At 67.0% G+C, this 23,709-nt stretch carries 24 protein-coding genes; 10 read left to right on the top strand and 14 right to left on the bottom strand.

Going from position 1 to position 23,709, the window contains the following annotated elements; all coding sequences use genetic code 11:
* Positions 1 to 10: 10 nt before the first annotated feature.
* Positions 11 to 922 carry a DMT family transporter gene (locus tag BLQ70_RS06355; protein WP_210184250.1) on the bottom strand — a complete coding sequence of 304 codons (912 nt, stop codon included), beginning with the start codon at positions 920 to 922 and terminating at the stop codon, positions 11 to 13.
* Positions 923 to 1,056: 134 nt separating this feature from the next.
* Here BLQ70_RS06355 and BLQ70_RS06360 point away from each other — a divergent pair, with 134 nt between their 5' ends.
* Positions 1,057 to 1,380 carry an ArsR/SmtB family transcription factor gene (locus BLQ70_RS06360; protein WP_091856301.1) on the top strand — a complete coding sequence of 108 codons (324 nt, stop codon included), beginning with the start codon at positions 1,057 to 1,059 and terminating at the stop codon, positions 1,378 to 1,380.
* A complete protein-coding gene (locus BLQ70_RS06365) occupies positions 1,377 to 1,931 on the top strand; it encodes an SRPBCC family protein (RefSeq protein WP_091856302.1) in 555 nt (184 codons plus the stop codon). The genes BLQ70_RS06360 and BLQ70_RS06365 overlap by 4 nt, the downstream gene beginning before the upstream one ends.
* Here the strand turns inward: BLQ70_RS06365 and BLQ70_RS06370 are convergent, their stop codons facing one another.
* The 4 genes from BLQ70_RS06370 to BLQ70_RS06385 all read right to left on the bottom strand — a co-directional run bounded on the left by BLQ70_RS06370 (position 1,932) and on the right by BLQ70_RS06385 (position 5,518).
* Positions 1,932 to 2,456, bottom strand: a complete 525-nt coding sequence (locus tag BLQ70_RS06370; RefSeq protein WP_061969424.1) for a winged helix DNA-binding protein — start codon at positions 2,454 to 2,456, stop codon at positions 1,932 to 1,934.
* Positions 2,457 to 2,623: 167 nt separating this feature from the next.
* Complete coding sequence (locus tag BLQ70_RS06375; RefSeq protein ID WP_061969422.1) at positions 2,624 to 3,619, bottom strand: TRAP transporter substrate-binding protein; 996 nt, start codon at positions 3,617 to 3,619, stop codon at positions 2,624 to 2,626.
* Between the two features lie 35 nt (positions 3,620 to 3,654).
* Positions 3,655 to 4,965: a TRAP transporter large permease gene (locus BLQ70_RS06380; RefSeq protein ID WP_091856303.1), complete on the bottom strand. Its 1,311-nt coding sequence runs from the start codon at positions 4,963 to 4,965 to the stop codon at positions 3,655 to 3,657.
* Positions 4,966 to 4,969: 4 nt separating this feature from the next.
* On the bottom strand, positions 4,970 to 5,518 hold the full coding sequence (locus BLQ70_RS06385) for a TRAP transporter small permease (protein WP_091856304.1): 549 nt from the start codon (positions 5,516 to 5,518) through the stop codon (positions 4,970 to 4,972).
* Positions 5,519 to 5,741: 223 nt separating this feature from the next.
* On the opposite strand from BLQ70_RS06385, the gene BLQ70_RS06390 reads away from it, so the two are divergent.
* Both BLQ70_RS06390 and BLQ70_RS06395 read left to right on the top strand, forming a co-directional pair.
* Positions 5,742 to 9,341, top strand: coding sequence for a hydantoinase B/oxoprolinase family protein (locus tag BLQ70_RS06390; protein WP_091856305.1), 3,600 nt, complete (start codon positions 5,742 to 5,744; stop codon positions 9,339 to 9,341).
* 170 nt (positions 9,342 to 9,511) lie between these two features.
* Positions 9,512 to 10,207, top strand: coding sequence for an SDR family oxidoreductase (locus tag BLQ70_RS06395; RefSeq protein ID WP_061969413.1), 696 nt, complete (start codon positions 9,512 to 9,514; stop codon positions 10,205 to 10,207).
* Positions 10,208 to 10,219: 12 nt separating this feature from the next.
* Here BLQ70_RS06395 and BLQ70_RS06400 read toward each other — a convergent pair whose 3' ends face one another.
* A complete protein-coding gene (locus BLQ70_RS06400) occupies positions 10,220 to 10,837 on the bottom strand; it encodes a LysE family translocator (protein ID WP_091856306.1) in 618 nt (205 codons plus the stop codon).
* Positions 10,838 to 10,926: 89 nt separating this feature from the next.
* Here BLQ70_RS06400 and BLQ70_RS06405 point away from each other — a divergent pair, with 89 nt between their 5' ends.
* Positions 10,927 to 11,511 (top strand): GNAT family N-acetyltransferase, encoded by a 585-nt coding sequence (locus BLQ70_RS06405; protein WP_091856307.1) that lies wholly within the window; start codon positions 10,927 to 10,929, stop codon positions 11,509 to 11,511.
* 16 nt (positions 11,512 to 11,527) lie between these two features.
* On the opposite strand, the gene BLQ70_RS06410 is transcribed toward BLQ70_RS06405, so the two are convergent.
* Complete coding sequence (locus BLQ70_RS06410) at positions 11,528 to 12,520, bottom strand: alpha/beta hydrolase (RefSeq protein WP_061969407.1); 993 nt, start codon at positions 12,518 to 12,520, stop codon at positions 11,528 to 11,530.
* A gap of 183 nt (positions 12,521 to 12,703) precedes the next feature.
* Here BLQ70_RS06410 and BLQ70_RS06415 point away from each other — a divergent pair, with 183 nt between their 5' ends.
* The 5 genes from BLQ70_RS06415 to BLQ70_RS06435 all read left to right on the top strand — a co-directional run bounded on the left by BLQ70_RS06415 (position 12,704) and on the right by BLQ70_RS06435 (position 18,839).
* Complete coding sequence (locus tag BLQ70_RS06415) at positions 12,704 to 14,380, top strand: methyl-accepting chemotaxis protein (protein WP_170843334.1); 1,677 nt, start codon at positions 12,704 to 12,706, stop codon at positions 14,378 to 14,380.
* Between the two features lie 81 nt (positions 14,381 to 14,461).
* Positions 14,462 to 15,553: an ATP-dependent DNA helicase gene (locus tag BLQ70_RS06420; protein WP_091856309.1), complete on the top strand. Its 1,092-nt coding sequence runs from the start codon at positions 14,462 to 14,464 to the stop codon at positions 15,551 to 15,553.
* Between the two features lie 23 nt (positions 15,554 to 15,576).
* Complete coding sequence (locus tag BLQ70_RS06425) at positions 15,577 to 15,975, top strand: DUF1801 domain-containing protein (protein WP_091856310.1); 399 nt, start codon at positions 15,577 to 15,579, stop codon at positions 15,973 to 15,975.
* A gap of 144 nt (positions 15,976 to 16,119) precedes the next feature.
* Entirely contained in the window at positions 16,120 to 17,583 is a 1,464-nt protein-coding gene (locus BLQ70_RS06430; RefSeq protein WP_091856311.1) for a DUF1800 domain-containing protein, read from the top strand.
* A gap of 5 nt (positions 17,584 to 17,588) precedes the next feature.
* On the top strand, positions 17,589 to 18,839 hold the full coding sequence (locus tag BLQ70_RS06435) for a DUF1501 domain-containing protein (protein ID WP_244511929.1): 1,251 nt from the start codon (positions 17,589 to 17,591) through the stop codon (positions 18,837 to 18,839).
* A 55-nt stretch (positions 18,840 to 18,894) separates the two neighbouring features.
* Here BLQ70_RS06435 and leuD read toward each other — a convergent pair whose 3' ends face one another.
* The 7 genes from leuD to BLQ70_RS06465 form a co-directional block, all read right to left on the bottom strand.
* Entirely contained in the window at positions 18,895 to 19,497 is a 603-nt protein-coding gene (gene leuD, locus BLQ70_RS06440; protein ID WP_091856312.1) for a 3-isopropylmalate dehydratase small subunit, read from the bottom strand.
* A 50-nt stretch (positions 19,498 to 19,547) separates the two neighbouring features.
* Positions 19,548 to 20,180, bottom strand: a complete 633-nt coding sequence (locus BLQ70_RS06445; protein WP_091856313.1) for a LysE family translocator — start codon at positions 20,178 to 20,180, stop codon at positions 19,548 to 19,550.
* 3 nt (positions 20,181 to 20,183) lie between these two features.
* Positions 20,184 to 20,633, bottom strand: a complete 450-nt coding sequence (locus BLQ70_RS06450) for a metallopeptidase family protein (RefSeq protein WP_082617550.1) — start codon at positions 20,631 to 20,633, stop codon at positions 20,184 to 20,186.
* Positions 20,633 to 20,878, bottom strand: a complete 246-nt coding sequence (locus BLQ70_RS06455) for a hypothetical protein (protein ID WP_061969392.1) — start codon at positions 20,876 to 20,878, stop codon at positions 20,633 to 20,635. Before BLQ70_RS06455 ends, BLQ70_RS06450 begins: the two co-directional genes overlap by 1 nt.
* 23 nt (positions 20,879 to 20,901) lie before the next feature.
* Entirely contained in the window at positions 20,902 to 22,320 is a 1,419-nt protein-coding gene (leuC, locus tag BLQ70_RS06460; RefSeq protein WP_091856314.1) for a 3-isopropylmalate dehydratase large subunit, read from the bottom strand.
* Positions 22,321 to 22,431: 111 nt separating this feature from the next.
* Positions 22,432 to 22,584, bottom strand: coding sequence for a hypothetical protein (locus BLQ70_RS25570; protein WP_156407152.1), 153 nt, complete (start codon positions 22,582 to 22,584; stop codon positions 22,432 to 22,434).
* Positions 22,585 to 22,663: 79 nt separating this feature from the next.
* Positions 22,664 to 23,707, bottom strand: a complete 1,044-nt coding sequence (locus BLQ70_RS06465; RefSeq protein ID WP_091856315.1) for an HlyD family secretion protein — start codon at positions 23,705 to 23,707, stop codon at positions 22,664 to 22,666.
* Positions 23,708 to 23,709: the final 2 nt, after the last annotated feature.

Below are 23,709 nucleotides of genomic sequence, written 5' to 3' on the forward strand. Positions count from 1 at the left end.
CTTTCGCGTCTCAGCCTTGCTGGCGGATCGTAGCTGCTTTGACGACGGGTTTGTAGGTCGCAACGGTGGCGCGCCGCTCCAGGACGAGCAGGACGAGGCCGGCAGCCACGATCAAGGCCGCGCCGCAAAGCATGGCGGGCGTCGGCCAGTCGCCGAAGATGAACCAGCCGAAGACCAGCGCCCAGACGATCAGCGTGTACTGATAGGGCACGACGACGGAGGCCTCGGCCAGCTTGAGCGAGCGGGTGACGCAGATATGCGCACCCATCGCGACGATGCCGAGCAAGGCGAGGAGGGCGGCGTCCTTCAGGGTAGGTGTCACCCAGCCGAAGGGCAGGAGCGCGAGCCCCATCAGGAGGGCTCCGAGCGTCTGCCAGGCGACCAGCGTGACATCCGGGGTGCCGCGCAATTGACGCCCGGCGATCATCATCGCGGCGAAGAAGAAGCTGCCGAGTACGGCAATCAGCGCCGGCATGGACAGGCTGGCGCCGCTCGGATTGAGCGAGACCGCGACGCCGGTAAAGCCGAGCGCGATAGCGAGCCACCGCCAGCCGTCGATGCGCTCGCCGAGCAGCAATGCCGCGAGGATCACTACCCAGACCGGCGCCGCGAGCCAGATCGTCATCGCGTCCGCGAGCGGCAGATAGCTCACGGCAAGATAGAACAGTGCAACCTCGCCCGAGCTGAACAGCACGCGCAGGGCCTGCAGGCCGGGACGCTCCGGCCGCAATGTCCGCTGCACGCCCTGCTTGAACACGAAGGGCAGGATGACGACGAGCGCTGCCAGGCTGCGCACCACCAGGAGCTGCCCGACCGTGTAGGTCGCGACCAGCCATTTGCCCATCACGTCGTTCAGCGAAAACAGCAGGATGCCGATGAGCATCATGGCGATGCCGGTGAGCGAGGCGTTGCGGGCGGTCATGTCAGGCGAGGGTTTCCAAGGGCGAGCCACCACTGGCCGAGTTGGGAGCGCGTGGCAATCCGCGTCGCCGCATGCCTGCATGAGTTCTTGATATTAAATATTGACTTAATTAAGTGGATGTAGAATTATTGGCCATGGATCGCTTTGCCGCCCTTGCCGACCCGACGCGCCGCAGCATCATCGAGATGCTGGGCGAACGGGCGCGCTCGGCGGGAGAGATCGGCGCAGGCTTCAGCGCCAGCGCACCGGCGATCTCGCAGCATCTCAAGGTGCTGCGCGAGGCCGGGCTGGTGAGCGTCGAGGTCCGAGGACAGCAGCGGATCTACCGGCTCGACCCGGCGGGGCTCGCGGCGTTCGATGCCTGGCTCGGCAAGGTCCGGCGCTTCTGGGGGCGCCATCTCGATATCCTGGAACAGGAACTCGCAAAGCCCGAACAGGGCGAGGGAGAAAACCCATGAACGAATACGGTGTTGTGCTGGAAAGCGGCGCGGTGCGGTTCGAGCGCCTGCTGCCGGGGTCGGTCGAGCGGGTCTGGTCCTATCTCACCCAGTCGGAGAAGCGCGGGCAATGGCTGGCCTCCGGCGCCTTCGACTTGCGGGTCGGCGGCCAGGCGGAGATGCTGTTCAAGCATTCTGAGATCACCGACGAGACGCCGCCGGACGCCTATCGCGAGGTGCATGAGAACGGCGTGCGCTCGACCGGGACGGTCACGCGCTGCGAGCCGCCGCGGGTCATCGCCTTCACCTGGGGTGGTGGCGGGGAGCCGGAATCCGAGGTCGAGTTCGAGCTCGTGCCGAAGGGCGAGAAGGTCCTGCTGGTGCTGACGCACCGCAAGCTCGCGAACAAGGCCGAGATGACCAGCGTCTCCGGCGGCTGGCACCTCCATCTGGGCTTGCTGGAGGACCTGCTCACCGGCAGTCCGCGGCGCGGGTTCTGGTCGCGCCTCAAGGTGCTCGATGCAGAATATGCTGCGCGCTATGCCGACCTGAGCGAACCCGGCAAGGGCTGATCAGAGGCTGGCCGCCGCCCGCGCCGCCTGATCGTACTGGCCGGAAAGCGAGCGCATCGCGGCGGCGATCTCGGACAGGCGGGCCGGGTCGGCACTGGTGGCGCGGATCGACTTGACCAGGAGCTGCTCGCGGATCTGGGCATAGCGCCGGCAGGCCTCCTCGCCGGCCGGCGTGACCTCGACGGTCTTCTCCTTGCCCTTGCGGCCGCCCTTCAGCAGCTTCAGGCGCTCGAGCTTCTTCAGCGAGTAGTTCACCAGATGCGTGTCCTCGATATTGAGGACGAGGCAGATATCGGCAAGCCGCTTGGCCTTGCCGCGGTGATTGACGTTGTGGAGCACGAGCACGTCGAGCGGCGAGAGATCGGCGATACCGGCTGCCGCCATGCAGCGGATCATCCAGCGCTGGAAGGCGTGCACGCTCATGCTCAGCGCGAATTCGAACTCCGACAGAGCCGGCAGCGCTCCCGAGGCGAGATGCCCGGAAGAGACGATCGGGCCGAGGTCGTCGGGGGCCGGGGAGGTCATCGCGCTCGATCATCCTGAAGAAAAGAGCTTCGCCATCCCGGACACGCCGCGCGAGCGGCGCCGATCCGGGATCCATGCCTGAACCGTTCCGGCATGGGTCCCGGGTCTCCCTCCGGTCGCCCGGGATGACTGCTGTCGTGTTTCGACGTGCGGCGAGGTTGCCCGCCTCACATCTTCTTGTAGGCGTCGACGATGGCCTGGCCCTCGGCGCCGGCCTTCTTCAGCCAGTCGGCGGTGAGCTGCTCACCGGCCTTCTTGAAGCCGGCGGCGAGCGCGGGCGAAGGCGCCTGCACCTTCATGCCCTTGGCCTTGAGCTGCTCGATGTACCAGCCGGCCTTGTCCTGCCACATCTTCCAGCCGCGCTCCTCGGCCGTTGCGGAGGCCTTGAGGATTGCGTCCTGCGTCGCCTTGTCGAGGGCGTTGAAGGCCGCCTTGTTGACGAAGGTGGCATCCTTGGGAATCCAGGCCTGCGTGTCGTAGAAATGGGTCAGCGATTCCCAGACCTTGGAATCGTAGCCGGTGCCGCCCGACGACATGAAGGAATTGACCACGCCGGTCGCCAGCGCCTGCGGCAGCTCCGCCGCCTGGATCGTGACCGCCTGCATGCCCAACAACTCGCCGAGGCGGGCAGTGCCGACATTATAGGCGCGCCATTTCAGCCCCTTCATGTCCTCGATCGTGTTGATGTCCTTCTTGGTGTAGACGCCCTGCGGCGCCCAGGGGACCATGAAGAGGAGCTTGATGCCCTGGGCGTCGAGCTTCTTCTCGATCGCGGCCTTGGACGCCTTGTAGAGCTTCATCGAGTCCGCGAAGGAGGTCGCCAGGAAGGGCACGACGTCGATGCCGAAGATCGGATCCTCGTTCTCGTGGTTCGAGATCAGGACCTCGCCCATCTGGGCCTGGCCGGTCTGGACCGCGCGCTTGATCTCGGGCGCCTTGAACAGCGAGGCGTTGCCGTGGATCGTGATCGAGAGCTTGCCGCCGGTGGCCGCCTCGACGTCCTTGGCGAAGAGGACGAGATTCTCCGTATGCGGATTATCGTTGGGATAGGCGGCGGGCAGGTTCCATTTGGTCTGGGCCGAGGCCGATGCGGCGCCAAGCGTCAGGGCGGTAGCGGCGACGCCGGCGACGAGGAGGCCCTTGATGAAGTCCTTGCGATACATGGTGTTGGCTCCGTTCCCTTGGTTTTGATGCGTTATCATTGAGGCGGAAAGGCCATCTGAGGCAAGACCATCACGATCCACGGGAAGATCGTGATGATCGCGACAGCGGCGACCAGCAGGAAGAAGAACGGCAGCGCCGCCAGCGCGACCGTGTTCGAGTCCTTGCCGGACATCGTCTGCAGCACGAAGAGGTTGAAGCCGACCGGCGGCGAGACCTCCGCCATCTCGACGATCAGCACGAGGAAGATGCCGAACCAGACGAGGTCAAACCCCGCCGTCTTGATCATCGGGATGACGATGGCGGTGGTCAGCACGATCATCGAGATGCCGTCGAGCGCGGTGCCGAGGATGATGTACATCACGGTGAGCGCGGCGATCAGCGCGTAGGGCGAGAGGTGCAGCGAGTCGACCCACTCGGCCAGCGCCGCCGGGATGCCGGTATAGGCCATCGAGGTCGACATGAAGGAGGCGCCGGCCAGGATCAGCATGATCATGCAGGTGATCCGGGTGGTGCCCATCACGCTCTGCCAGAACGCTTCCTTCGTGAGGGAGCCCGACCACCAGGCGATGCCGAAGGAGCCGAGCACGCCCCAGGCGGCGCACTCGGTCGCCGTCGCCCAGCCCAGCAGCAGCGACAGGAAGACCAGCGCGATCAACAGCATGCAGGGGATGAGCTGAGCCGATTCCCTGAGCTTCTCCCGCAGCGGCATCTTCGGCTCGCGCGGCGGCGACTGGTCGGGATGCAGCAGGTGCCAGACGGCGATGTAGCCGGAATAGAGCGCCATCACGAGCAGGCCGGGCAGGAAGCCCGCGAGGAAGATCTGGATGATCGAGACATTGGCCGCCACCGCATAGACCACCATGGTGATCGAGGGCGGGATCAGGATACCAAGCGTGCCGGCGCCGGCCAATGAGCCGAGCGCGAGCTTCTCGTTATAGCCGCGCCTCTTGAGCTCGGGCAGGGCGATCTTGGCGACGGTGGCGCAGGTCGCGGCGGAGGAGCCGGAGACCGAGCCGAAGATGCCGCAGGCGAGCACGTTGACGTGCATCAATCGGCCGGGCAGCCAGTTGAGCCAGGGGGCGAGGCCACGGAACATCTCTTCGGAGAGCTTCGTTCGGTAGAGAATCTCGCCCATCCAGATGAAGAGCGGCAGCGCGGCCAGCGTCCAGGAGGCGCTGTTGCCCCAGATGGTGGTCGCCAGCACGGAGCCGGCGGGAATGCCGCCGCCGACGAATTGCATCGCCACCCAACCGCAGGCCATCAGCGAGATGGCGATCCAGACGCCGCCGGCGAGGAAGATGGCCAGCAGCAGCAGAAGCAGCCCGGAGATTTCGATCATCGACATGGCGTCAGACTCCGCTCGCCATGGCGCGCTCGACGATCTCTTCGTCCGACTGCGCAGGGGGCTTCTCGTAGCGCGGCTCGCGGCCGCGGATGACGACATGGACGAACTCGTCCAGCATCGCGATGAACAGGATGATCAGACCGCCGGAATAGCCGAGCTGCGGTATCCAGAGCGGCATCGGCACGACGCCGCCGGCGACGTCGTTGAAGGCATAGGACTGCCAGGTCATGATCGCGGCGTGCCAGGCGAAGAAGCCGGAGAAACCGAGGCCGAGGACCAGCGAGAACACCTCGAAGACCCAGCGCTTGCGGCCCTGGAAATGGTCGATCAGCAGGCCGACGCGGATCATGTCACCCGACTTGAAGGTGTGGGCGAGGCCGAGGAAGGCCATAGCCGCCATGCACCATGAGGCGAAATCATCGCCGGCCGGGATGTTGAGGCCGATCTCGCGGCCGATCGACATGCCCATCATCAGCAGGAAGATCAGGATCAGGAAGATGCCGGCCGCGTAGCCGGCCCAGAGATAAAGCGTATCGAGCGTGCGACGGATCATGGCGCGCGCCGCTCCCGCCGGACAGGAGCGCATCCGCGCCCGGTTGCCAGGGTTGCTCGCATCGTCGCATCCTCCGCTTTCGCGCCGGCCTGGCCCCTCAGCCATGTTCCAGCCACAATCGGGATCGTAGCCGGCAGAATCGCCTTGTCAATAACTCATCGACGATTTATCGATAAAACGTCAGCGTAAATCATGGCTGGCTTGGCGGAGGGGAGAACGTCTTATGTCGGCGGCGCATTGGGACTTCTGGATCGATCGCGGCGGCACCTTCACCGACGTGATCGGACGCGATCCGGCTGGCAATCTCCATGCCAGGAAGCTGCTCTCCGAAAATCCCGGCGCCTATCGCGACGCCGCCGTGCAGGGCATCCGTGACCTTCTCGGCCTCAAGGCGGGCGAGCCGATCCCGGCGCGTGCCATCGGCGAGGTGCGCATGGGCACGACCGTCGCCACCAATGCGCTGCTGGAACGCAAGGGCGACCGGACGCTGCTCGTCACCACCAAGGGCTTCCGCGACGCGCTGCGCATCGGCTACCAGGCCCGCCCCGACATCTTCGCCAAGGAGATCGTCAAGCCCGAGCAGCTCTACGAGGATGTCGTCGAGGTCGAGGAGCGCGTGCTGGCCGACGGGACGGTCGAGCGCGCGCCCGACGAAGAGGCAATCCGCAACGCCTTGCAGGCACAATACGACGCCGGCTTCCGCGCGCTCGCGATCGTCTTCATGCACGGCTATCGCTACACGGCGCATGAGCAGGTCGCGGCCCGGATCGCCCGTGCCATCGGCTTCCCGCAGGTCTCCGTCAGCCATGAAGTCTCGCCGCTGGTGAAGCTGGTCGGGCGCGGCGACACCGCCGTGGTCGATGCCTATCTGTCGCCCATCCTCGGCCGCTATGTGCAGCAGGTTTCCGAGGAGCTCGACGTCGCCCGCACCGGCGCGCGCCTGATGTTCATGATGTCCTCGGGCGGGCTCACTGCCGCCGAGCTGTTCCAGGGCAAGGACGCAATCCTGTCCGGCCCTGCGGGCGGCGTGGTCGGCTTGGCCGAGACCGGTCGCTCGGCCGGGTTCGACAAGGTGATCGGCTTCGACATGGGCGGCACCTCGACCGACGTCGCGCATTTCGACGGCGAGTACGAGCGCGCTTTCGAGACCGAGGTCGCCGGGGTGCGTATGCGCGCGCCGATGATGCTGATCCATACCGTCGCGGCTGGCGGCGGCTCGATCCTGCATTATGACGGCGCGCGTTTCCGCGTCGGGCCGGATTCGGCCGGCGCCAATCCGGGACCGGCTGCCTATCGTCGCGGCGGGCCGCTCGCGGTGACCGACGCGAATGTCATGGTCGGCAAGCTGATCCCGTCCTATTTCCCGACGATCTTCGGGCCGAAGCAGGACGAGCCGCTCGATGTTGCGATCGTCCGCAACAAGTTCGCGGTGCTGGCCGCCGAGGTCGGCGACGGACGCTCGCCGGAGGAGGTCGCCGACGGCTTCATCCAGATCGCCGTCGCCAACATGGCCGAGGCGATCAAGAAGATCTCGGTCCAGCGCGGCTATGACATCACCCGCTACGCGCTGAATTCCTTCGGTGGCGCCGGCGGCCAGCACGCCTGCCTCGTGGCGGATGCGCTCGGCATCAAGACGGTGCTGCTGCATCCGTTCTCCGGCCTGCTTTCGGCCTATGGCATGGGGCTCGCCGAAATCCGCTCGACCCGCACTGCGGCGCTGGATGTTGCGCTCGACGGCGAGGCCAAGACAGCGATCGAGACGGTCGCCGCGAAGCTTGCCGCCGATACCAAGGCGGAGGTTGCGGGCCAGGGCGTGACCGAGGGCGATATCGCGATCCATACCCGCGCCCATATCCGCTATTCCGGCACCGATACCGCGATCGCGGTTCCGGCCGGCACACGCGCCGCGATGCAGGAGGCCTTCCAGACCGCGCATAAGGCGCGCTTCGGCTTCATGGACGAGACCAAGGCGCTGGTCGTCGAGGCGGTCGAGGTCGAGGCTGTCGGCGGCGGCGCGAAATTCGAGGAGGCGGCCGCTTCCGAGCAGGCGGGCGAGCCGGTTGCCGCCGAGCGCACGCGCTTCTTCGCCAAGGGACAATGGCACGATGCGGCGATCGTCCGGCGCGAGGCGATGAAGCCCGGCCAGAGCGTTGCCGGCCCCGCCATCATCATCGAGCCGAACCAGACCGTCGTCGTCGAGGAGGGCTGGAGCGCCAAGCTCACCGCACGCGACCATCTCGTCCTCGTCCGCGTCAAGGCGCTGGTGCAGCAGGCCGCGATCGGCACCAAGGCCGACCCGGTCATGCTCGAGATCTTCAACAACCTGTTCATGTCGATCGCCGAGCAGATGGGCGTGACGCTGCAGAACACCGCCTATTCCGTAAACATCAAGGAACGGCTCGACTTCTCCTGCGCGGTGTTCGACCAGACCGGCGCCCTCGTCGCCAACGCGCCGCATATGCCGGTGCATCTTGGCTCGATGGATCGCTCGGTCGAGACGGTGATCGCCAACAACCCGGTGATCAAGCCGGGCGACGTCTACTGCCTGAACGCGCCCTATAATGGCGGCACGCATCTGCCCGATATCACCGTCTGCACGCCGGTCTTCGATGCCGAGGAGAAGGAGATCCTGTTCTGGGCGGCAAGCCGCGGCCACCATGCGGATGTCGGCGGCACGGCGCCGGGCTCGATGTCGCCCTTGGCGACCAATATCGAGGAAGAGGGTGTCTATATCGACAATTTCAAGATCGTCGATCAGGGCCGCTTCTGCGAGGAGGAGTTGGTCAAGCTCCTGACCGGCGCGCGCTATCCCGTCCGCAACGTCGTGCAGAATGTCAACGACCTCAAGGCGCAAATCGCCGCCAACGAGAAGGGCGTGGCGGAGCTGCGCAAGATGATCGGCTCCTTCGGGCTCGACGTGGTGCAGGCCTATATGGGCCATGTCCAGGACAATGCGGCCGAGAGCGTGGCGCGGCTTCTGACCAAGCTGCACGATTCCGAATTCACCTATCCGATGGACCAGGGCTGCGCGATCAAGGTGAAGATCACCATCGACCGCGAGAAGCGCGAGGCGACGGTCGACTTCACCGGCACCTCGGAGCAGCGCCCGGATAATTTCAACGCCCCGGCGCCGGTGACGCGGGCCGCCGTGCTCTATGTCTTCCGCGTGATGGTCGACGACGCGATCCCGATGAATGCCGGCTGCCTCAGGCCGATCCGGATCGTGGTGCCGGAGGGTTCGATGCTGGCGCCGCGTTACCCCGCGGCCGTGGTCGCGGGCAATGTCGAGGTCAGCCAAGCGGTGACGAACACGCTGTTCGGCGCGCTCAAAGCGATGTCCTGCTCGCAGGGCACGATGAACAACCTGACCTTCGGCAACGACCAGTACCAGTATTACGAGACGATCTGCTCGGGCTCGCCGGCGGGGCCGGGCTTCAACGGTACCTCGGGCGTGCATGTCCACATGACCAATTCGCGCCTGACCGATCCGGAGATCCTGGAAACGCGCTTCCCGGTGGTGCTGGAGGATTTCCACATCCGCAAGGGCTCGGGCGGCAAGGGCGAGTGGACGGCCGGCGACGGCACCTCGCGCACCATCCGCTTCCTCAAGACGATGGATTGCGCGATCCTGGCGTCGCATCGCCGGGTGCGCCCCTTCGGCGTCGATGGCGGCGAGGCGGGCGAACTCGGCAGGACGCTGGTACGGAGGCTCTCCGGCGCGGTCGAGGAATTGAAGCCCTCCGACCAGACGCTGCTTCAGGCCGGCGAGGCGGTGACGGTGATCACGCCGACGGCCGGCGGCTATGGCAAAGCGAAGGGCTGAGGCGCGTTCGTCGTTATGGTCGGGCTTGTCCCGACCATCCACGTCTCGGCCGCCATCGTGTGCAAGACGTGGATGCTCGCCGCGGAGGCGAGCATGACGAAACTGCGCTCGTTGCTCTGGCAAGCCCTCGCGAAGAGGCCTAGCTGATAGTCTCCTGCAAGGAGACGGACATGCCCCAGACCTGGATGATCACCGGCGCCAATCGCGGCATCGGACTTGCCATCACCATCGAGTTGCTGCGCCGGGGCGATCGCGTGATCGCGGCGGCGCGCAATCCCTGGGGCGGGGCGCTGGCCGAGCTCGCGGCCGAGCATCCGGCGGCGCTGATTCCGGTCGAGCTCGACGTGACCTCCGACGCCAGCATCGCCGCGGCTAAGGAAGCCCTGGCAGGGCAGGCGATCGACGTGCTCCTGAACAATGCCGGGCTTTATGGTCCGCGCGACCGGCAGAGCGGGCTCGACGTCGATTTCGACGCCTGGCGCGAGGTCTTCGAGGTCAATGTCTATGCGCCGATCCGGGTGGCGCAGGCCTTCCTGCCGAATGTCGAGGCGGGGCAGGGCCGCAAGATCGCGACGATCTCCAGCCGGATGGGCTCGCTCGCGGCCAATCCCGGCAATGCGCTGATCTATCGCTCGTCGAAATCGGCGGTGAACATGGCGATGGTCGTGTTCGGCAACAGCGTGCGGGCGCGCGATGTCAGCGTGATGCTGTTCCATCCCGGCTGGGTCCAGACCGATATGGGCGGCAGCGGTGCCGACATCACGCCGGCCGAGAGTGCCAATGGGCTGATCCGTACCATCGACGCCTCGGGCATGGCTGAGACCAATAGCTTCCGCGACTATACCGGTGAGGCCATCACCTGGTGAGGGCAGAGGGTCTCAGTTCGCTCGCGTCGAGGCGAGCCAGAGTCCGCCGCCGACCAGGAAGCCGCCGCTGAGCTTCGACAGCAGCCGCACGCGGCTGCGCGACAGCAGATGGCCCGCCTTGCCCGAGAGCAGGGCATAAGCGCCATCGCTGAGAGCGGCGAAGGCGAGCGCCGTCGCACCCATGATTGCGATCTGGGTGGCGTGGTCGCGGGCAGGGTCGAGGAACTGCGGGAAGAAGGCGCCGAAGAACAGCAGCGTCTTCGGATTGCTGAGGGCGACCAAGGCACCTTGCAGGAAGAAGCCGCCGCGCGGAGGCTTCGCCGGCGCTGAGCCGTCGAGATCGGCGCCGGCCGAGCGGAACATCTTCCAGCCCAGCCAGATCAGGTAGGCCGCGCCAGCCAGCCTTACCCATTCGAACCAGTGGCCGAGCGCGGCGATGACCGAGCGCAATCCGATGCCGGCGACGAGGACCATGATGCCGAGCCCGGCCTGTGTTCCTGCCACGTTGAGGAGACCGGCGCGGGTACCGTGCTTCAGGCTGTTGGCGACGATCAGCGTGACCGTCGGGCCGGGAACGATGATGATGACGATGCAGGCGATGAGATAGGCGGCATAGACTTCAAGCGACATGGCGCTGGCCTCCGGCAATGCCGCACAGTGATCTGCCGAACTTGGCCGCCTGTCCAGATGCTTCGCCTTGCTGCAGATGGGAGGTCGCGATGGTGCTGACGGGTTTTGACGTGAAGCCGCTGACGCCCGAGCGCTGGGGCGATCTGGAGGACCTCTTCGGCCCGCAGGGACCCTGTTACGGCTGCTGGTGCAATCATTTCCGCATGCCGCAGCGCTTGCGCAAACCCTTGCTCGGCGAAGGCGCGCGGCAATTGTTCGAGGATCGGGTCAAGAACGGGCCGCCGCCCGGCGTGCTGGCTTATGCCGAGGATAAGCCAGTCGGCTGGCTGCAGGTCGGCCCGCGCGCCGACATCCCCGAATGGAACAATCCGCGCCGCGCCTCGACGCCGCTGCCAGATGCGCCGGCCGAGGATATCGGCAACTGGGCGGCCTCCTGTTTCTTCGTGCGCAGGGGCTTTCGCGGCAAGGGCGTCACCGGCGCGCTGCTCGATGGGGCCGTCGCCTTCGCGCGGGAGAGCGGGGCGCGATTGATCGAGGCAGCGGCGATGGACAATCGGGACAAGCGCAGCGCGGAGGGGCTCTATGTCGGGCCGGAAAGCGTGTTCCTGCGCGCCGGTTTCATCGAGGTTGCCCGGCAGAAGCCGGGGCCGCCGTTGCTCAGGCTGGTACTGTAGGCGCCACGCGCTCCGGTCAGCGCGAAAGCTCGTTCAGGAAGGCCGTCAGCCGGTCGAGTGCCTGCTTCCCTTCCGGGCGGTCGAGATCGAACTGGTATTCATGCGGCAGCTTCGGCTCGGTTTCGGGCGGGAAGAACAGGGTGTCGACCCTGACGCCGCGGTCGCGCAGGGCCTGCGCCATCGCCGCCGATTGCGGCGCCAGCGGATCGCCGTTTCCAACCGAGATGAAGCTCGGCGGGAAGGCTTCCGTGACATAGCGCGGGACGGAGGCCTGGGTCAGGCGCTCGCTGTCCAGTGGGTTGGCCACGCCGAAATAGGCGGAGAGGACCGTGCGGACGAAGCTGCCGAACGGCCCGGTCAGGTCGATGGCGGTAAGGTCGAAGGCGCCGCAGAACAGCACCGTGCCCCGCAGGCTCGTGGGCGCGATGGCCGGCTTCAACCCGAGCAGTTCGCCATAGTCCTTGCCGGTCAGGCCGGCAGCGAGCTGGGAGGCGATATGAGCGCCGGCCGAATCGCCTGCGAGAACGATGCGCGTCGGGTCGAGGCCGAGGCGCTGCCCTTCGCGCTGCAGGAAGCCGAGCGCGGCGTTCGCCTGCAGGACCGGCGTGGGGTAGCGGCCGGTCGGCGCGCGGGTATAGCCGACCGCGACGACCGCGAAGCCGCGCCCGGCGAGGATCTTGAGATAGGGCGCGACATCTCCGCGATCCCCCGCGACGAAGGCGCCGCCATGAATCCAGACGACGGTCGGGCGCCCCGGTTCGATCCGCCCGCCGGATGGGAGATAGACGTCCAGCCGTTCGTCTTCCGCGCTGCCATAGCGGATGTCGCGCTGCTCGCGGATGCCGAAGGGGACGTGGCCAGCGAGCGCGGCCGTGGTCTTCGAGGCGCCATAGCCGAAGGCGAGGCGCGTCAGCAGCGTCGTGGGCCAGGGCGACAGAGCGAAAGCGGCATAGCCGATGAAGGCAAGGCCGAGGCAGAGCAGCAGAATCCGTTTGGCACGTCGTCTCATGGTGCGAAGCTAGGCCGGCCCGCGATCCCGGGCAATCGGGTCGAATTCCGATCGGCGGGGCAAGGGGGTGGATTATTGTATAACCGGCTAAAGTATTGATATTATTGCGTCATCACGCTTCGCGTTAACCTCGTGTTCGTTTGCCTCTGCCAGATGGACGGCAGCTACGAGACTGAGGCGGCGATGCGGCGACTGGGACTGACGGCGAAGATCATGATTTTCTTCGCCCTGCTGGCTCTCGCCGGGGCGCTGGGCCTCGCCAGCGCCTTGCGTGGTTTCGATGAGGCAAGGCGCATCGATGCCGCCGCCTTCTCGGATATCCGCCTCGCCGGCAGCGCCTCGCTTTTGTCCAGCCGGATCGCAGCCGCCGCGCTGCTCAGCCGGGTCGACACGGACAGCTCCCCGCAGGAGATCGAGGCGATGATCGGCAAGCTCGATGCCGCCATCGAGCTGGTCGACGCGGCACGTGCGCATCTGATCTCGGCCCTGCCGGCAAGCCTGCGCGAGGCCAATCCGACGCTCGATGCGCGGATCAAGACCTTCATCGCCTTCCAGCACGGCATCGTCGATATCGGCCAGCGGATCTCGGGCAAGGCCGCCTTGCTGGAGGCGGGTGCGGCCGAGGCCCGCATCAATGTCGACGAGATCGTCGCGACCACCGCTGCCTTGCGCGACGAGCTCGCCAAGCGGGCAGGCGAGACCTCCATCCGCGCCAGCGCGCGAGCAGAGGCCGTTCGTCTGCGGACGATCCTTTTGGCGGTCCTCCTGCCACTGGGTGGCGGGCTTCTGGCCCTGCTGATGCTGCGCAGCCAGTTGACGCGGCCCCTGCGCAACCTGATGGAGGCGATCCAGCAGGCGGTGGCGTCCGACGGGATCATCGACGTGCCGCATCGCGACCGGGCCGACGAGATCGGCCAGCTTGCCCGCGTCGTGCGCCAGCTCAGCGAGGTCCGGGCGACCTTGGTGACCCGTGAAAGCGAGGCCGACGATGCGCGGCGCCTCGAACAGCTCCGCAATGCGGAGCTTGCCGGGATCGCCGACGAGTTCGAGGCACGGCTCGGCGTTCTGCTCGGCGAGATCGGCAGGGCGAGCGAGACGCTCCGCATGGCGCTTCAGGACGCCGCTGTCCGCGTCCACCAGATATCGCGGAGCACCGAGACGGCAGCCGCGTCCGTCGATGGCGCGGGGATCGATGCACGACGCTCCAGCGAGGCGGCGCTGCGGCTGGATTTCGTCGTCGGCCAGATCAATCGCGAGGTGAGACGGGTTTCGGAAATGGCGACCGAGGCGACCCGCGAGGCGGCCGGGACCCATGCGCTGGTGACGCGCCTGAGCGAAAACGCCGCCCAGATCCGCGATGTCGTGGGCATCATCGACGCAGTGGCGCGCCAGACCAATCTGCTCGCCCTCAACGCGACGATCGAGGCTGCGCGTGCGGGCGCCCATGGCCGCGGCTTCGCAGTGGTCGCCGCCGAGGTGAAGACGCTCGCCAACCAGGCCTCGGACGCCGCCGGGCGGATCGTCAGCCGGATCGTGCAGGCCGACGAGGCTTTGTCCCATGCCGCCGAAGCGGTTTCCGCCATCGGCACCAGCGTCGCAGCGGTCGAGCAGACCGGAACCGAGATCGCGACGATGGTCGGCTCGCATGTCGAATTGCTGGGCTCGCTCGGCGAGACCGTGGCGCGCATCTCGGACGTCACGGGCACGGCGGCGCTGGCGATGGGCGAGATCGCGGCGGCCAATCTCCAGACCGTCGGCCAGGCCGATACCGGTGCGACGAGCGCAAGGGAACTCGACCGTCGGATCAATGCCTTGCAGGCGGAGGCCGCGGCTTTTGTCCAGCGTTTGCGCGCCGCCTGAGCGGTTTCAGGTGCGCCGGGCTTGCCTCCCAGCCCGACTCGGCCCCATCTGCGTCATGCCTTTTTCGACGATGATTCCGCGATGAGCTGGTCGCCCCAGCAGGATATGGCTTTGACCGCCGTGGCGCGCTGGCTGCAAACCGGCGAGCCGCAGCTCTTCCGCATGTTCGGCTATGCCGGAACCGGCAAGACCACGCTCGCGCGCCATATCGCCGAGGCGGTCGATGGCGACGTCGTCTTCGCCGCCTATACGGGCAAGGCCGCGCTCGTGCTGCGCAACAAGGGCTGCCATGGCGCGCAGACCATCCATTCGCTGATCTATCGCTCGCGCGGCGTCGACGAGGAGAGCCCGATCTTCGCGCTCAACCGTGACAGCGCCGCGGCCAAGGCGAAGCTCATCATCATCGACGAATGCTCGATGGTCGACGAGGAGCTGGGCCGGGACCTGCTCTCCTTCGGCACGCCGGTTCTGGTGCTGGGCGACCCGGCGCAGTTGCCCCCGGTCAAGGGCGGTGGCTTCTTCACCGAGCAGGAACCGGACGTGATGCTGACCGAGGTCCACCGGCAGGCGGCGGACAATCCGATCGTGCGGATGTCGATGATCGTGCGCGAGGGCGGGCAGCTCGAACTCGGCGATTACGGCCCGAGCCGGGTGATCCGGCGCGGCGAGATCAATCCCGAGATCGTCATGGGGGCCGATCAGGTGCTGGTCGGCATGAACAAGACGCGGCGTAACTACAATGCCCGTATCCGCCAGCTGATGGGTCGTACCGACAACAGCCCGGTTGCGGGCGAGAAGCTGGTCTGCCTGCGCAACGACAAGAGCAAGGGCCTGCTCAATGGCGGCTCCTGGATCGTGCAGGAGATCAAGACCTCGAAGAAGGGGCTCGTCACCATGCGGGTGACGCCCGAGGACGATGCCGGCGCCAAGGCGGTCAAGGTCTCGGTGATGCCGAATTTCTTCGACGGCACCGAAGAGGAGATACCGTGGGAGCTGCGCAAGCACACCGACGAGTTCACCTTCGGCTATGCGCTGACCGTGCATAAGTCGCAGGGCTCGCAATGGGATGATGTCGTGCTCTTCGACGAGAGCTTCGCCTTTCGCGAGCATCGGGCGCGCTGGCTCTATACCGGCCTGACGCGCGCGGCCGAGGCGATCACGGTCGTGGTCTAGGCTCTGGCGCGAAGGGAGCGGTCATGGCGAAGGACGAAATTCAGGATCCGGCCGCTGCCCGGCTGATCGACGAGAAGATCGAATCGCTCGTCGACTGGCGTGGCGCGACGCTGGCGCGGATGCGCGCGCTGATCCGGGAGGCCGATCCCGACGTGGTCGAGGAGGTGAAGTGGCGCCGCGTGCCGGTCTGGTCCCATGGCGGGATCATCTGCACCGGCGAAACCTACAAGAGCGTGGTCAAGCTGACCTTCCTGAAGGGCGCCTCGCTGGCCGATCCCGCCGGCCTGTTCAATGCGAGCCTGGAGGGCAATGCCCGCCGCGCGATCGATATCCGCGAGGGCGAAGTAGTAGATCGCGACGCCTTCAAGGCTCTGATCGGCGAGGCTGTCGCGCTCAACCTATCCGGCAAGAAAACGCGCTAAGCCAGAGTTCAGGCAAAATCCGCTCATTTGGCGAGGATTTCGGCGGCCTCCCCCGACCAACATTGCCGAATTGTCATGGAAGTCGTCGGCTTTTCGCCATAGTCGACACCGATCCTCGCATCACGATCAGCGGAGGCTGTGCGGATGGCGGAGGCGGGCGGACTGAAGGCAGGGGCGATTGCACTGCAGCGGTTCGGCCTGGGTCCGAAGCCCGGGCAGGGCGAAGCCGCGCGGGCGCAGGTTCACGACAGGCTTCTGGCCGAGATCGCGGCCGGCAGAGTCGCGCAGCCCGAGGGCGTGACCTTTTCTGGCGCGGCCGAGATCGGCAAGGCACTCTATGATTTCGAGGATCAGGAGAAGCGGGAGCGCGAGGCGCGTCGCGTTGCTGTGGCTGCGCCGGCATCAGACACGCAAATGGCCAGCGCCGTGCCGCAGGGTCTGCCGGCCGGGTCACAGAACCAGATGGCTCCCGCGCCGAAGCCCGCAAACGAGCCAGCGCTGCCGTACCGGACCTATCGTGATGAGGTGAAGGCCCGTGTCGATCTCGCGCTTACGGCCGAGACCGGGTTCGGCGAGCGGCTGGTGATGTTCTGGTCGAACCATTTCTGCATCGGTGCGACCAAGAGCAACATGAGCCGGATCATGGCCGGCGCCTATGAGCGCGAGGCGATCCGGCCGCATGTCTTCGGCCGCTTCGAGGACATGCTGATCGCGGCGGAGAGCCATCCGGCGATGCTGGATTTCCTCGACAATCGCCAGTCTGTCGGTCCGAACTCCCTAGCGGGAAAGCGTCGCGGACGCGGCCTCAACGAGAACCTCGCCCGCGAGATCATGGAGTTGCACACGCTCGGCGTCTCCGGCGGCTATGCTCAGGCCGACGTGACCAATCTCGCCCGGATCATCACGGGCTGGACTGTGGTCGGGCGCGAGGGCGGGCTCGGCCTGCCCGGTTCCTTCGCCTTCAATGCCGGCCTGCACGAGCCCGGCGTGACGCCCCTGCTGGGGCGCCGCTACGACCAGCCGGGCAAGGCACAGGGCATCGCCGCTTTGACCGATCTGGCGCATCACCCGGCGACGGCCAGGTTCATCGCGACGAAGCTTGCCCGCCATTTCGTCGCCGATACGCCGCCGCGCGCTCTGGTCGAGAAGTTGGCGCTGGCGTTCCGGCAGGGCGGCGGTGATCTGTCGAGCGTCTATCGCGCCCTGGTCGAGGATGACGCTGCCTGGCGGGCGCCGGCCAGCAAGATCAGGTCGCCGCAGGAATTTCTGGTGGCCTCCTATCGTGCGCTCGGTCGCAAGCCGGATTTCGGCCAGATCATCGGGCCGGTCGGCGTCATGGGCCAGCCCTTCTGGCAACCGTCCGGCCCCAATGGCTACGCCGACGACAATGCAGCCTGGGCCTCGGCCGAGGGCCTGAAGACGCGCGTCGATGTCGCCGCGGGCTGGGGGCGGCAGGCCGCCGGCTCCGTCGCCGACCCGCGCGTGCTCACCGAGGACGTGCTGGGGCCGCTGCTCTCGCCCGAAACGAAGCAGGCGGTGGCGCGGGCCGAGAGCAAGCCGCAGGCGATTGCGCTCCTGCTGATGTCGCCCGAATTCCAGCGGAGGTGACGCCGATGGTCGATCACGACGACGATGATTGCGAACGGATGACACCATCGCGACGTGCCGTGCTCGGCGCGGCCGGTGCGCTCTTCGCCTGGTCCTTCGTGCCGAAATTCGCCTATGCGGCCGCAGGAGCTCGCGATCCACGCTTCCTGTTGGTGATCCTGCGCGGTGCGCTCGACGGGCTCTCGGCCGTGCCGCCGATCGGAGATCCCGATTATGCCGGACTGCGGGAGGGCATTGCGCTCGCCAAGGACGGGTCGGAGGCGGCGCTGCCGCTCGACGGCTTCTTCTACCTGCATCCGGCGATGCCGAATCTGGCGCGGCTCTACAGGCAGGGCCAGGCGACGATCGTCCACGCGGCCGCCACAGGTTATCGCGAGCGCTCGCATTTCGACGGGCAGGACGTTCTGGAAAGCGGCCAGCCGGGTGCGGGGCGCACGGAGAGCGGCTGGCTCAACCGCCTGATCGCGAACCTGCCGGCCGGCGAGGGCATTTCGCGCAAGGGCGTGCTCGGCGTCGGCGTCGTGCCGCCGCTGGTGGTGCGTGGCGATGCGCCGGTGCTGGGCTGGGCGCCGCCACGGATGGCGCGCGCCGGCGGCGACCTGACGATGCGGCTCGCCGATCTCTACGGCCAGCGCGACCCAGGACTGGCGCGCGCGCTGGCGCAGGCGATCGAGACCGAAGGATTGGCGCAGCGGCGCGGCATGGCCGGCGAGCAGAAGGGCGGCGGCGGGCCGGACACGGCCGAGGGCATGCGGCGCATCGCGGAGGGCGCGGCCGCGCTGGTCGGCGCCGATGACGGGCCGCGCATTGCGGCGCTCGCTTTCGAGGGCTGGGACACCCATGCGAACGAGGGCGGAGCCAAGGGACGTCTCGCCAATCTGCTCGGCGGGCTCGACGGCGCCTTCGCCGCCTTCGAGCAAGGGCTCGGGCCGGTCTGGAAGGATACGGTGGTGATGGTCGCGACCGAATTCGGCCGCACCGCTGCGGTGAACGGCACGACCGGCACCGACCATGGCACCGGCACCGTCGCCTTCCTTGTCGGCGGCGGCGTCAAGGGTGGCCGAGTCGTCGCCGACTGGCCGGGCCTGAAGCCCGAGCAGCTCTATCAGAACCGCGATCTCAAGCCGACGACGGATATCCGAGCGATCGCCAAGGGCGTGGTCTCGGAGCTCTTCGGATTGTCCGGCCCGGTTCTGGCCGAGAAGGTCTTTCCGGAGACCGGCGATCTCAAGCCCGTGCAGGGACTGGTGGTCTAAAGAGCACTGTCATTCGCGGGCGACGCCAGGCGCGGCCCGAGAATGACGTTTGAGCTCAAGCCCAGGCGCGCTGCTTCAGCTTTTCCTCATAGGCGTCGATCTTCGTGCCCTTCTCCATGGTCAGGCCGATATCGTCGAGGCCGTTGAGCAGGCAGTGCTTGCGGAACGGGTCGATCTCGAACTTGATCTCGCCGCCGTCCGGGCCCTTGATCGTCTGGTTCGCCAGATCGATCGTCAGCGTCGCGTTGGAGCCACGCTCGGCATCGTCGAACAGCATGTCGAGCTGCTCGGGCGTGACCTTGATCGGCAGGATGCCGTTCTTGAAGCAGTTATTGTAGAAGATGTCGGCGAAGCTGGTGGAGATCACGCAGCGGATGCCGAAATCGAGCAGGGCCCAGGGGGCGTGCTCGCGCGACGAGCCGCAGCCGAAATTGTCGCCAGCGACGAGAATCTCCGCCTTGCGGTAAGCCGGCTGATTCAGCACGAAATCGGGGTTCTCCGAGCCGTCCTCCTTGTAGCGCATCTCCGAGAACAAAGCGGTGCCGAGACCCGTGCGCTTGATCGTCTTCAGGTACTGCTTGGGGATGATCATGTCGGTGTCGACATTGACCACCTTCATGGGCGCGGGGGTCGAGGTCAGGGTGGTGAAGGGCTGCATGGCGGAAACTCCGATGGGCCTTTTTGGCGATGTTCTTGCGGTGACGGAAATCAGAGCTGCGTGGTCAGCAGCTTGAAGCTGGCGAAGGTGAAGAAGGCGGCGAGGCAGGCCTCGGCCCGGCGGCGGATGCGGCGGTAGCCCGCGATCATCGATGCCGTGGAGAACAGCACGGCATAGAACTGGTTGATCGCGAGCGAGATCAGCATGCAGCCGCCGATGATGGCGTAGAGCACGACCGGCGGCGTATCGGGCCGCAGGGCCAGCGCGATGATCGCCGTCCAGCTCAGGATCGCCTTCGGGTTGGTGATGTGCATGAGGTAGCCGCGCAGGAAGGTGCGGCGACCCGAAGCGGCAGCCTTCACCGGGGGCATCTCGGCGCGCATCGCCGAGCGGGCCGAGCGCCAGGCGAGGAAGAGCAGGTAGAGCCCGCCGACGATCTTGATGGCATAGAGCGCGCCGGGATGAGCCACGACGATGCCGGTGACGCCGACGGCGGCGAGGATGCCCCATGTCAGGGAGCCTGCTGTGACGCCGAGCGCCAGGGTGGAGCCGGCGGCGCGGCCGCGCTCCATCGAGGTCGCCATGACCTGGAGATTGCTCGGGCCGGGGCTCGCGACCGCGAGGATGAAGGCCGAGTAGACCAGCATCAGGCCGGGCAGGTTGCGGATCAGTTCGTCGAGCATCGCCTAGCGCTCCGCCGCGGCTTCGATGGCTTCCATGTCCTCGTCGGAGAAGCCGAAATGGTGGCCGATCTCGTGGATCATGACATGGCTGACGATGGCCCCCAGGCTCTCGTCATGCTCGGCCCAGTAGTCGAGGATCGGCCGGCGATAGAGATGGATGGTGTTGGGCATCTGGCCGGTCTGGGGGGAATAGCCCTGCTGCGGCAGGCCGACGCCGCTGAACAGGCCGAGCAGGTCGAACGGGCTCTCCGCCTCCAGCTCCTTCAGCACGTCGTCCTCGGGGAACTCGGTGACGTTGAAGATCACATCCGAGCAGAGCGCGCGGAATTCCTCGGGCAGGCGGTCGAAGGCGGCCTGGGCCAAAACCTCGAACGCCTCCTGCGACGGCGCCTTGGCCCCGTCCCAATCGATCTCCGCGGTTTTTACGACCCTGGCGTCCACGGCCCTGCCCATCACCAGATCTTCAATTGGTAGCCGAGCCACCAGGCCAGCACGATGACGCCGACGAGCGAGAGGGCGCGGCCGATGCGCCGGCCCCAGAGCTCGACCTTGTCGCCTTCGGGCGCATCGGCGCCCGAGAAATGGTCGGCCGCCCGGCCCATCGAGGAGCCGAGCAGGCTTTCGCTGTCGCGCTTGACCCGGTCCAGCGCCGCCTTGGATTCGGCGGCGCGGCCGGTTTCGCGGGGATCGTTCGGCATGATGAGCTCCCCGCCTGTCCGCCTCAGCCCAGCGTACGGACGTCGACGAAGCGGCCGGTGAGGGCCGCCGCCGCCGCCATCGCCGGCGAGACGAGATGTGTCCTGCCGCGATAGCCCTGACGGCCCTCGAAATTGCGGTTCGAGGTCGAGGCGGCGCGCTGGCCGGGCTTGAGCTGGTCGGGGTTCATGCCGAGGCACATCGAGCAGCCGGGCTCGCGCCATTCGAAGCCGGCGGCGATGAAGATCTTGTCGAGCCCCTCGGCCTCGGCCTGCTCCTTCACCAGGCCGGAGCCGGGAACGATCATGCCGTAGTCGAGGCTCTCATGGAGCTTCTTGCCCTCGACGATCTTCGCGACGGTGCGCAGGTCCTCGATGCGGCCATTGGTGCAGGAGCCGATCCAGATCACGTCGAGCGGGATCTCGGTGATCTTCGTGCCGGCGGTCAGGCCCATATATTCGAGCGCGCGCTTCTTCGAGGCGCGCTTGACCTCATCAGTGATCAGCTCCGGGTCCGGAACCGCACCCAGCACCGAGATCACGTCCTCGGGGCTCGTGCCCCAGGAGACGATCGGCGGCAGGTTGGCGGCATCGAGACGGACGACGCGGTCGAAATGCGCGCCCTCGTCGGTGCGCAGCGTTTCCCAGTAGCGGACGGCAGCGTCCCAGGCGGCACCCTGCGGCGCCTTCGGGCGGCCCTTCAGATAGGCGAAGGACTTCTCGTCCGGCGCGACCATGCCGGCGCGGGCACCGCCCTCGATCGACATGTTGCAGAGGGTCATGCGGCCTTCCATGGTCAGGCCGCGGATGGCCTCGCCGGCATATTCGATCACCGAGCCGGTGCCGCCGGCGGTGCCTATCTCGCCGATGATGGCGAGCGTGATGTCCTTGGCGCCGACGCCGGGCGCAGGCGTGCCGTCCACCTGGACGAGCATGTTCATCGCCTTCTTCTGGATCAGCGTCTGGGTGGCGAGCACGTGCTCGACCTCCGAGGTGCCGATGCCGTGGGCGAGGGCGCCGAAGGCGCCGTGCGTCGAGGTGTGGCTGTCGCCACAGACGATCGTCGTGCCGGGCAGGGTGAAGCCCTGCTCGGGGCCGACGATGTGGACGATGCCCTGGCGCTTGTCGAGCTCGTTGAAGTACTCGACGCCGAAGTCCTTGGCGTTCTTGGCGAGCGCCTCGACCTGGATACGGCTTTCCTCTTCCGCGATGCCCTTGCTGCGGTCGGTCGTCGGGATGTTGTGGTCGACGACGGCGAGCGTCTTCTCAGGCGCCCGGACCTTGCGGCCGGTCATGCGCAGGCCCTCGAAAGCCTGCGGGCTCGTCACTTCATGGACGAGGTGGCGGTCGATATAGAGCAGGCAGGTGCCGTCATCCTGCCGGTCGACGACGTGGTCGTCGAAGATCTTGTCGTAGAGGGTGCGGGGTCCGGTGGTCGCAGTCATGGCTTGAGGCCTCGGTCTTCGGAAATCTGCGTGAAGATTGATGCGCCGGCTCGCTTTGGCCGGCACGCAAAAACGGTTCGCCTGTCGCCGGCCGCGCGGAAGCGGCCGGTCTCAGGCGCCGGTAAGGCCTGCGGCAATCGAGGCGGTAAAGCGGCCGAAAAAGCGCCATGGCAGCCGGGCATGGTCGTGCAGCGCGGCAAAATCCTGCGTCGTCGGCAGGGGCGGCAGATGGCCCTCTCCCTGCACGACGCTGAAGCGCTGCAAATGATGCTCACACGGCGACATGGCTACTGTTTAGCAGTTCCAATCAAGCCGGACAATCGGCGCCGTTGCAGCCGCGCCATCAGCGTGACGCAGAGGTGTCGACGCTGACCACCACGGACATGCCGGGCGCCAGTCGTTCGGCGAGAGGCTGGTCGGGGTCAACGGCGATGCGCACCGGCACGCGCTGCGCGATCTTGATGAAGTTGCCGGTGGCGTTGTCGGGGCGGATGACGCTGAACTCGGAGCCGGCTGCCGGCGAGAAGCGCTCGATCTTGCCGGTCAGGCGGGCGTGACGCAGGGCATCGACGGTGAAGCTCACCGGCTGGCCGGCGCGCATGCCGGCGAGCTGCGTCTCCTTGAAGTTGGCGACGACCCAGACCTGGTTCGGCACCAGCGCCATCAACTGCGTGCCGGCCGAGACATATTGTCCGAGTCGGGCCGAGACTTCCCCGAGCCGCCCGTCCTGCGGGGCGATGATGCGGGTATTGCCGAGGTCGATTTCGGCGAGATGGACGGCAGCCTCGGCGCCCTCGACCGCTGCGACCAGCGACTGGCGGTTGACGATCGCGGTCTGGATATCCTGCCGGGCGACGTCGACGGCGGCATTGGTCGCGGTGATCGCGGCGCGGGCCTGGTCGAGCGCCTGCTGGCTCTGGTCGGTCGAGGTCTGGCTGACGACGCCGCGTTCGCGCAGCGGCTCGATGCGGCCCCAGTTCGCCTCCGCAGTGCGTAAGGCCGCCTCGGCGCTGGCGACATTGGCGACGGCGGCGCGCAGGCGGGCTTCGGCGGCGGCGCGCGACTGGTCGGAATTGGCGAGCCCAGCGCGCTCGGCGGCGAGGCCGGCGCGGGCCTGCTCCAGCTTCTGGGCGTAGATGCGATCGTCGATGCGCAGCAGCAGGTCGCCCCGCTTCACCGCGGCGAAATCCTGCACGGGCACTTCGGCGACATAGCCGGCGAGCTGCGGCGCGATGACGGTGACCTGGCCACGGACATAGGCGTTCTCGGTGGTTTCTATCGCGCTGGAGAAGGGCGGCAGCCGCCAAGCGTAGAGGATCACGGCGAGGCCGGCGAGGCCGATGGCGAGCGCGATATAGGTCGAGACGGAGCGGAGGGTGCGGGGCATGA

This window comes from Allobosea robiniae (genome assembly GCF_900102525.1).
GTDB classification, from domain to species: domain Bacteria; phylum Pseudomonadota; class Alphaproteobacteria; order Rhizobiales; family Beijerinckiaceae; genus Allobosea; species Allobosea robiniae.

Excerpts from the sequence above, each read along its gene's own strand:
- BLQ70_RS06380 (WP_091856303.1), bottom strand. The coding sequence starts at position 4,965 with ATGTCGATGATCGAAATCTCCGGGCTGCTTCTGCTGCTGCTGGCCATC.
- BLQ70_RS06445 (WP_091856313.1), bottom strand. The coding sequence starts at position 20,180 with ATGCTCGACGAACTGATCCGCAACCTGCCCGGCCTGATGCTGGTCTAC.
- BLQ70_RS06375 (WP_061969422.1), bottom strand. The coding sequence starts at position 3,619 with ATGTATCGCAAGGACTTCATCAAGGGCCTCCTCGTCGCCGGCGTCGCC.
- BLQ70_RS06365 (WP_091856302.1), top strand. The coding sequence starts at position 1,377 with ATGAACGAATACGGTGTTGTGCTGGAAAGCGGCGCGGTGCGGTTCGAG.
- BLQ70_RS06400 (WP_091856306.1), bottom strand. The coding sequence starts at position 10,837 with ATGTCGCTTGAAGTCTATGCCGCCTATCTCATCGCCTGCATCGTCATC.
- BLQ70_RS06395 (WP_061969413.1), top strand. The coding sequence starts at position 9,512 with ATGCCCCAGACCTGGATGATCACCGGCGCCAATCGCGGCATCGGACTT.
- BLQ70_RS06390 (WP_091856305.1), top strand. The coding sequence starts at position 5,742 with ATGTCGGCGGCGCATTGGGACTTCTGGATCGATCGCGGCGGCACCTTC.
- BLQ70_RS06420 (WP_091856309.1), top strand. The coding sequence starts at position 14,462 with ATGAGCTGGTCGCCCCAGCAGGATATGGCTTTGACCGCCGTGGCGCGC.
- BLQ70_RS06410 (WP_061969407.1), bottom strand. The coding sequence starts at position 12,520 with ATGAGACGACGTGCCAAACGGATTCTGCTGCTCTGCCTCGGCCTTGCC.
- leuD (WP_091856312.1), bottom strand. The coding sequence starts at position 19,497 with ATGCAGCCCTTCACCACCCTGACCTCGACCCCCGCGCCCATGAAGGTG.
- BLQ70_RS06360 (WP_091856301.1), top strand. The coding sequence starts at position 1,057 with ATGGATCGCTTTGCCGCCCTTGCCGACCCGACGCGCCGCAGCATCATC.
- leuC (WP_091856314.1), bottom strand. The coding sequence starts at position 22,320 with ATGACTGCGACCACCGGACCCCGCACCCTCTACGACAAGATCTTCGAC.
- BLQ70_RS06435 (WP_244511929.1), top strand. The coding sequence starts at position 17,589 with ATGGTCGATCACGACGACGATGATTGCGAACGGATGACACCATCGCGA.
- BLQ70_RS06385 (WP_091856304.1), bottom strand. The coding sequence starts at position 5,518 with ATGATCCGTCGCACGCTCGATACGCTTTATCTCTGGGCCGGCTACGCG.
- BLQ70_RS06415 (WP_170843334.1), top strand. The coding sequence starts at position 12,704 with ATGCGGCGACTGGGACTGACGGCGAAGATCATGATTTTCTTCGCCCTG.
- BLQ70_RS06370 (WP_061969424.1), bottom strand. The coding sequence starts at position 2,456 with ATGACCTCCCCGGCCCCCGACGACCTCGGCCCGATCGTCTCTTCCGGG.
- BLQ70_RS06405 (WP_091856307.1), top strand. The coding sequence starts at position 10,927 with ATGGTGCTGACGGGTTTTGACGTGAAGCCGCTGACGCCCGAGCGCTGG.
- BLQ70_RS06465 (WP_091856315.1), bottom strand. The coding sequence starts at position 23,707 with ATGCCCCGCACCCTCCGCTCCGTCTCGACCTATATCGCGCTCGCCATC.
- BLQ70_RS06450 (WP_082617550.1), bottom strand. The coding sequence starts at position 20,633 with ATGGGCAGGGCCGTGGACGCCAGGGTCGTAAAAACCGCGGAGATCGAT.
- BLQ70_RS06455 (WP_061969392.1), bottom strand. The coding sequence starts at position 20,878 with ATGCCGAACGATCCCCGCGAAACCGGCCGCGCCGCCGAATCCAAGGCG.
- BLQ70_RS06430 (WP_091856311.1), top strand. The coding sequence starts at position 16,120 with ATGGCGGAGGCGGGCGGACTGAAGGCAGGGGCGATTGCACTGCAGCGG.
- BLQ70_RS06425 (WP_091856310.1), top strand. The coding sequence starts at position 15,577 with ATGGCGAAGGACGAAATTCAGGATCCGGCCGCTGCCCGGCTGATCGAC.
- BLQ70_RS06355 (WP_210184250.1), bottom strand. The coding sequence starts at position 922 with ATGACCGCCCGCAACGCCTCGCTCACCGGCATCGCCATGATGCTCATC.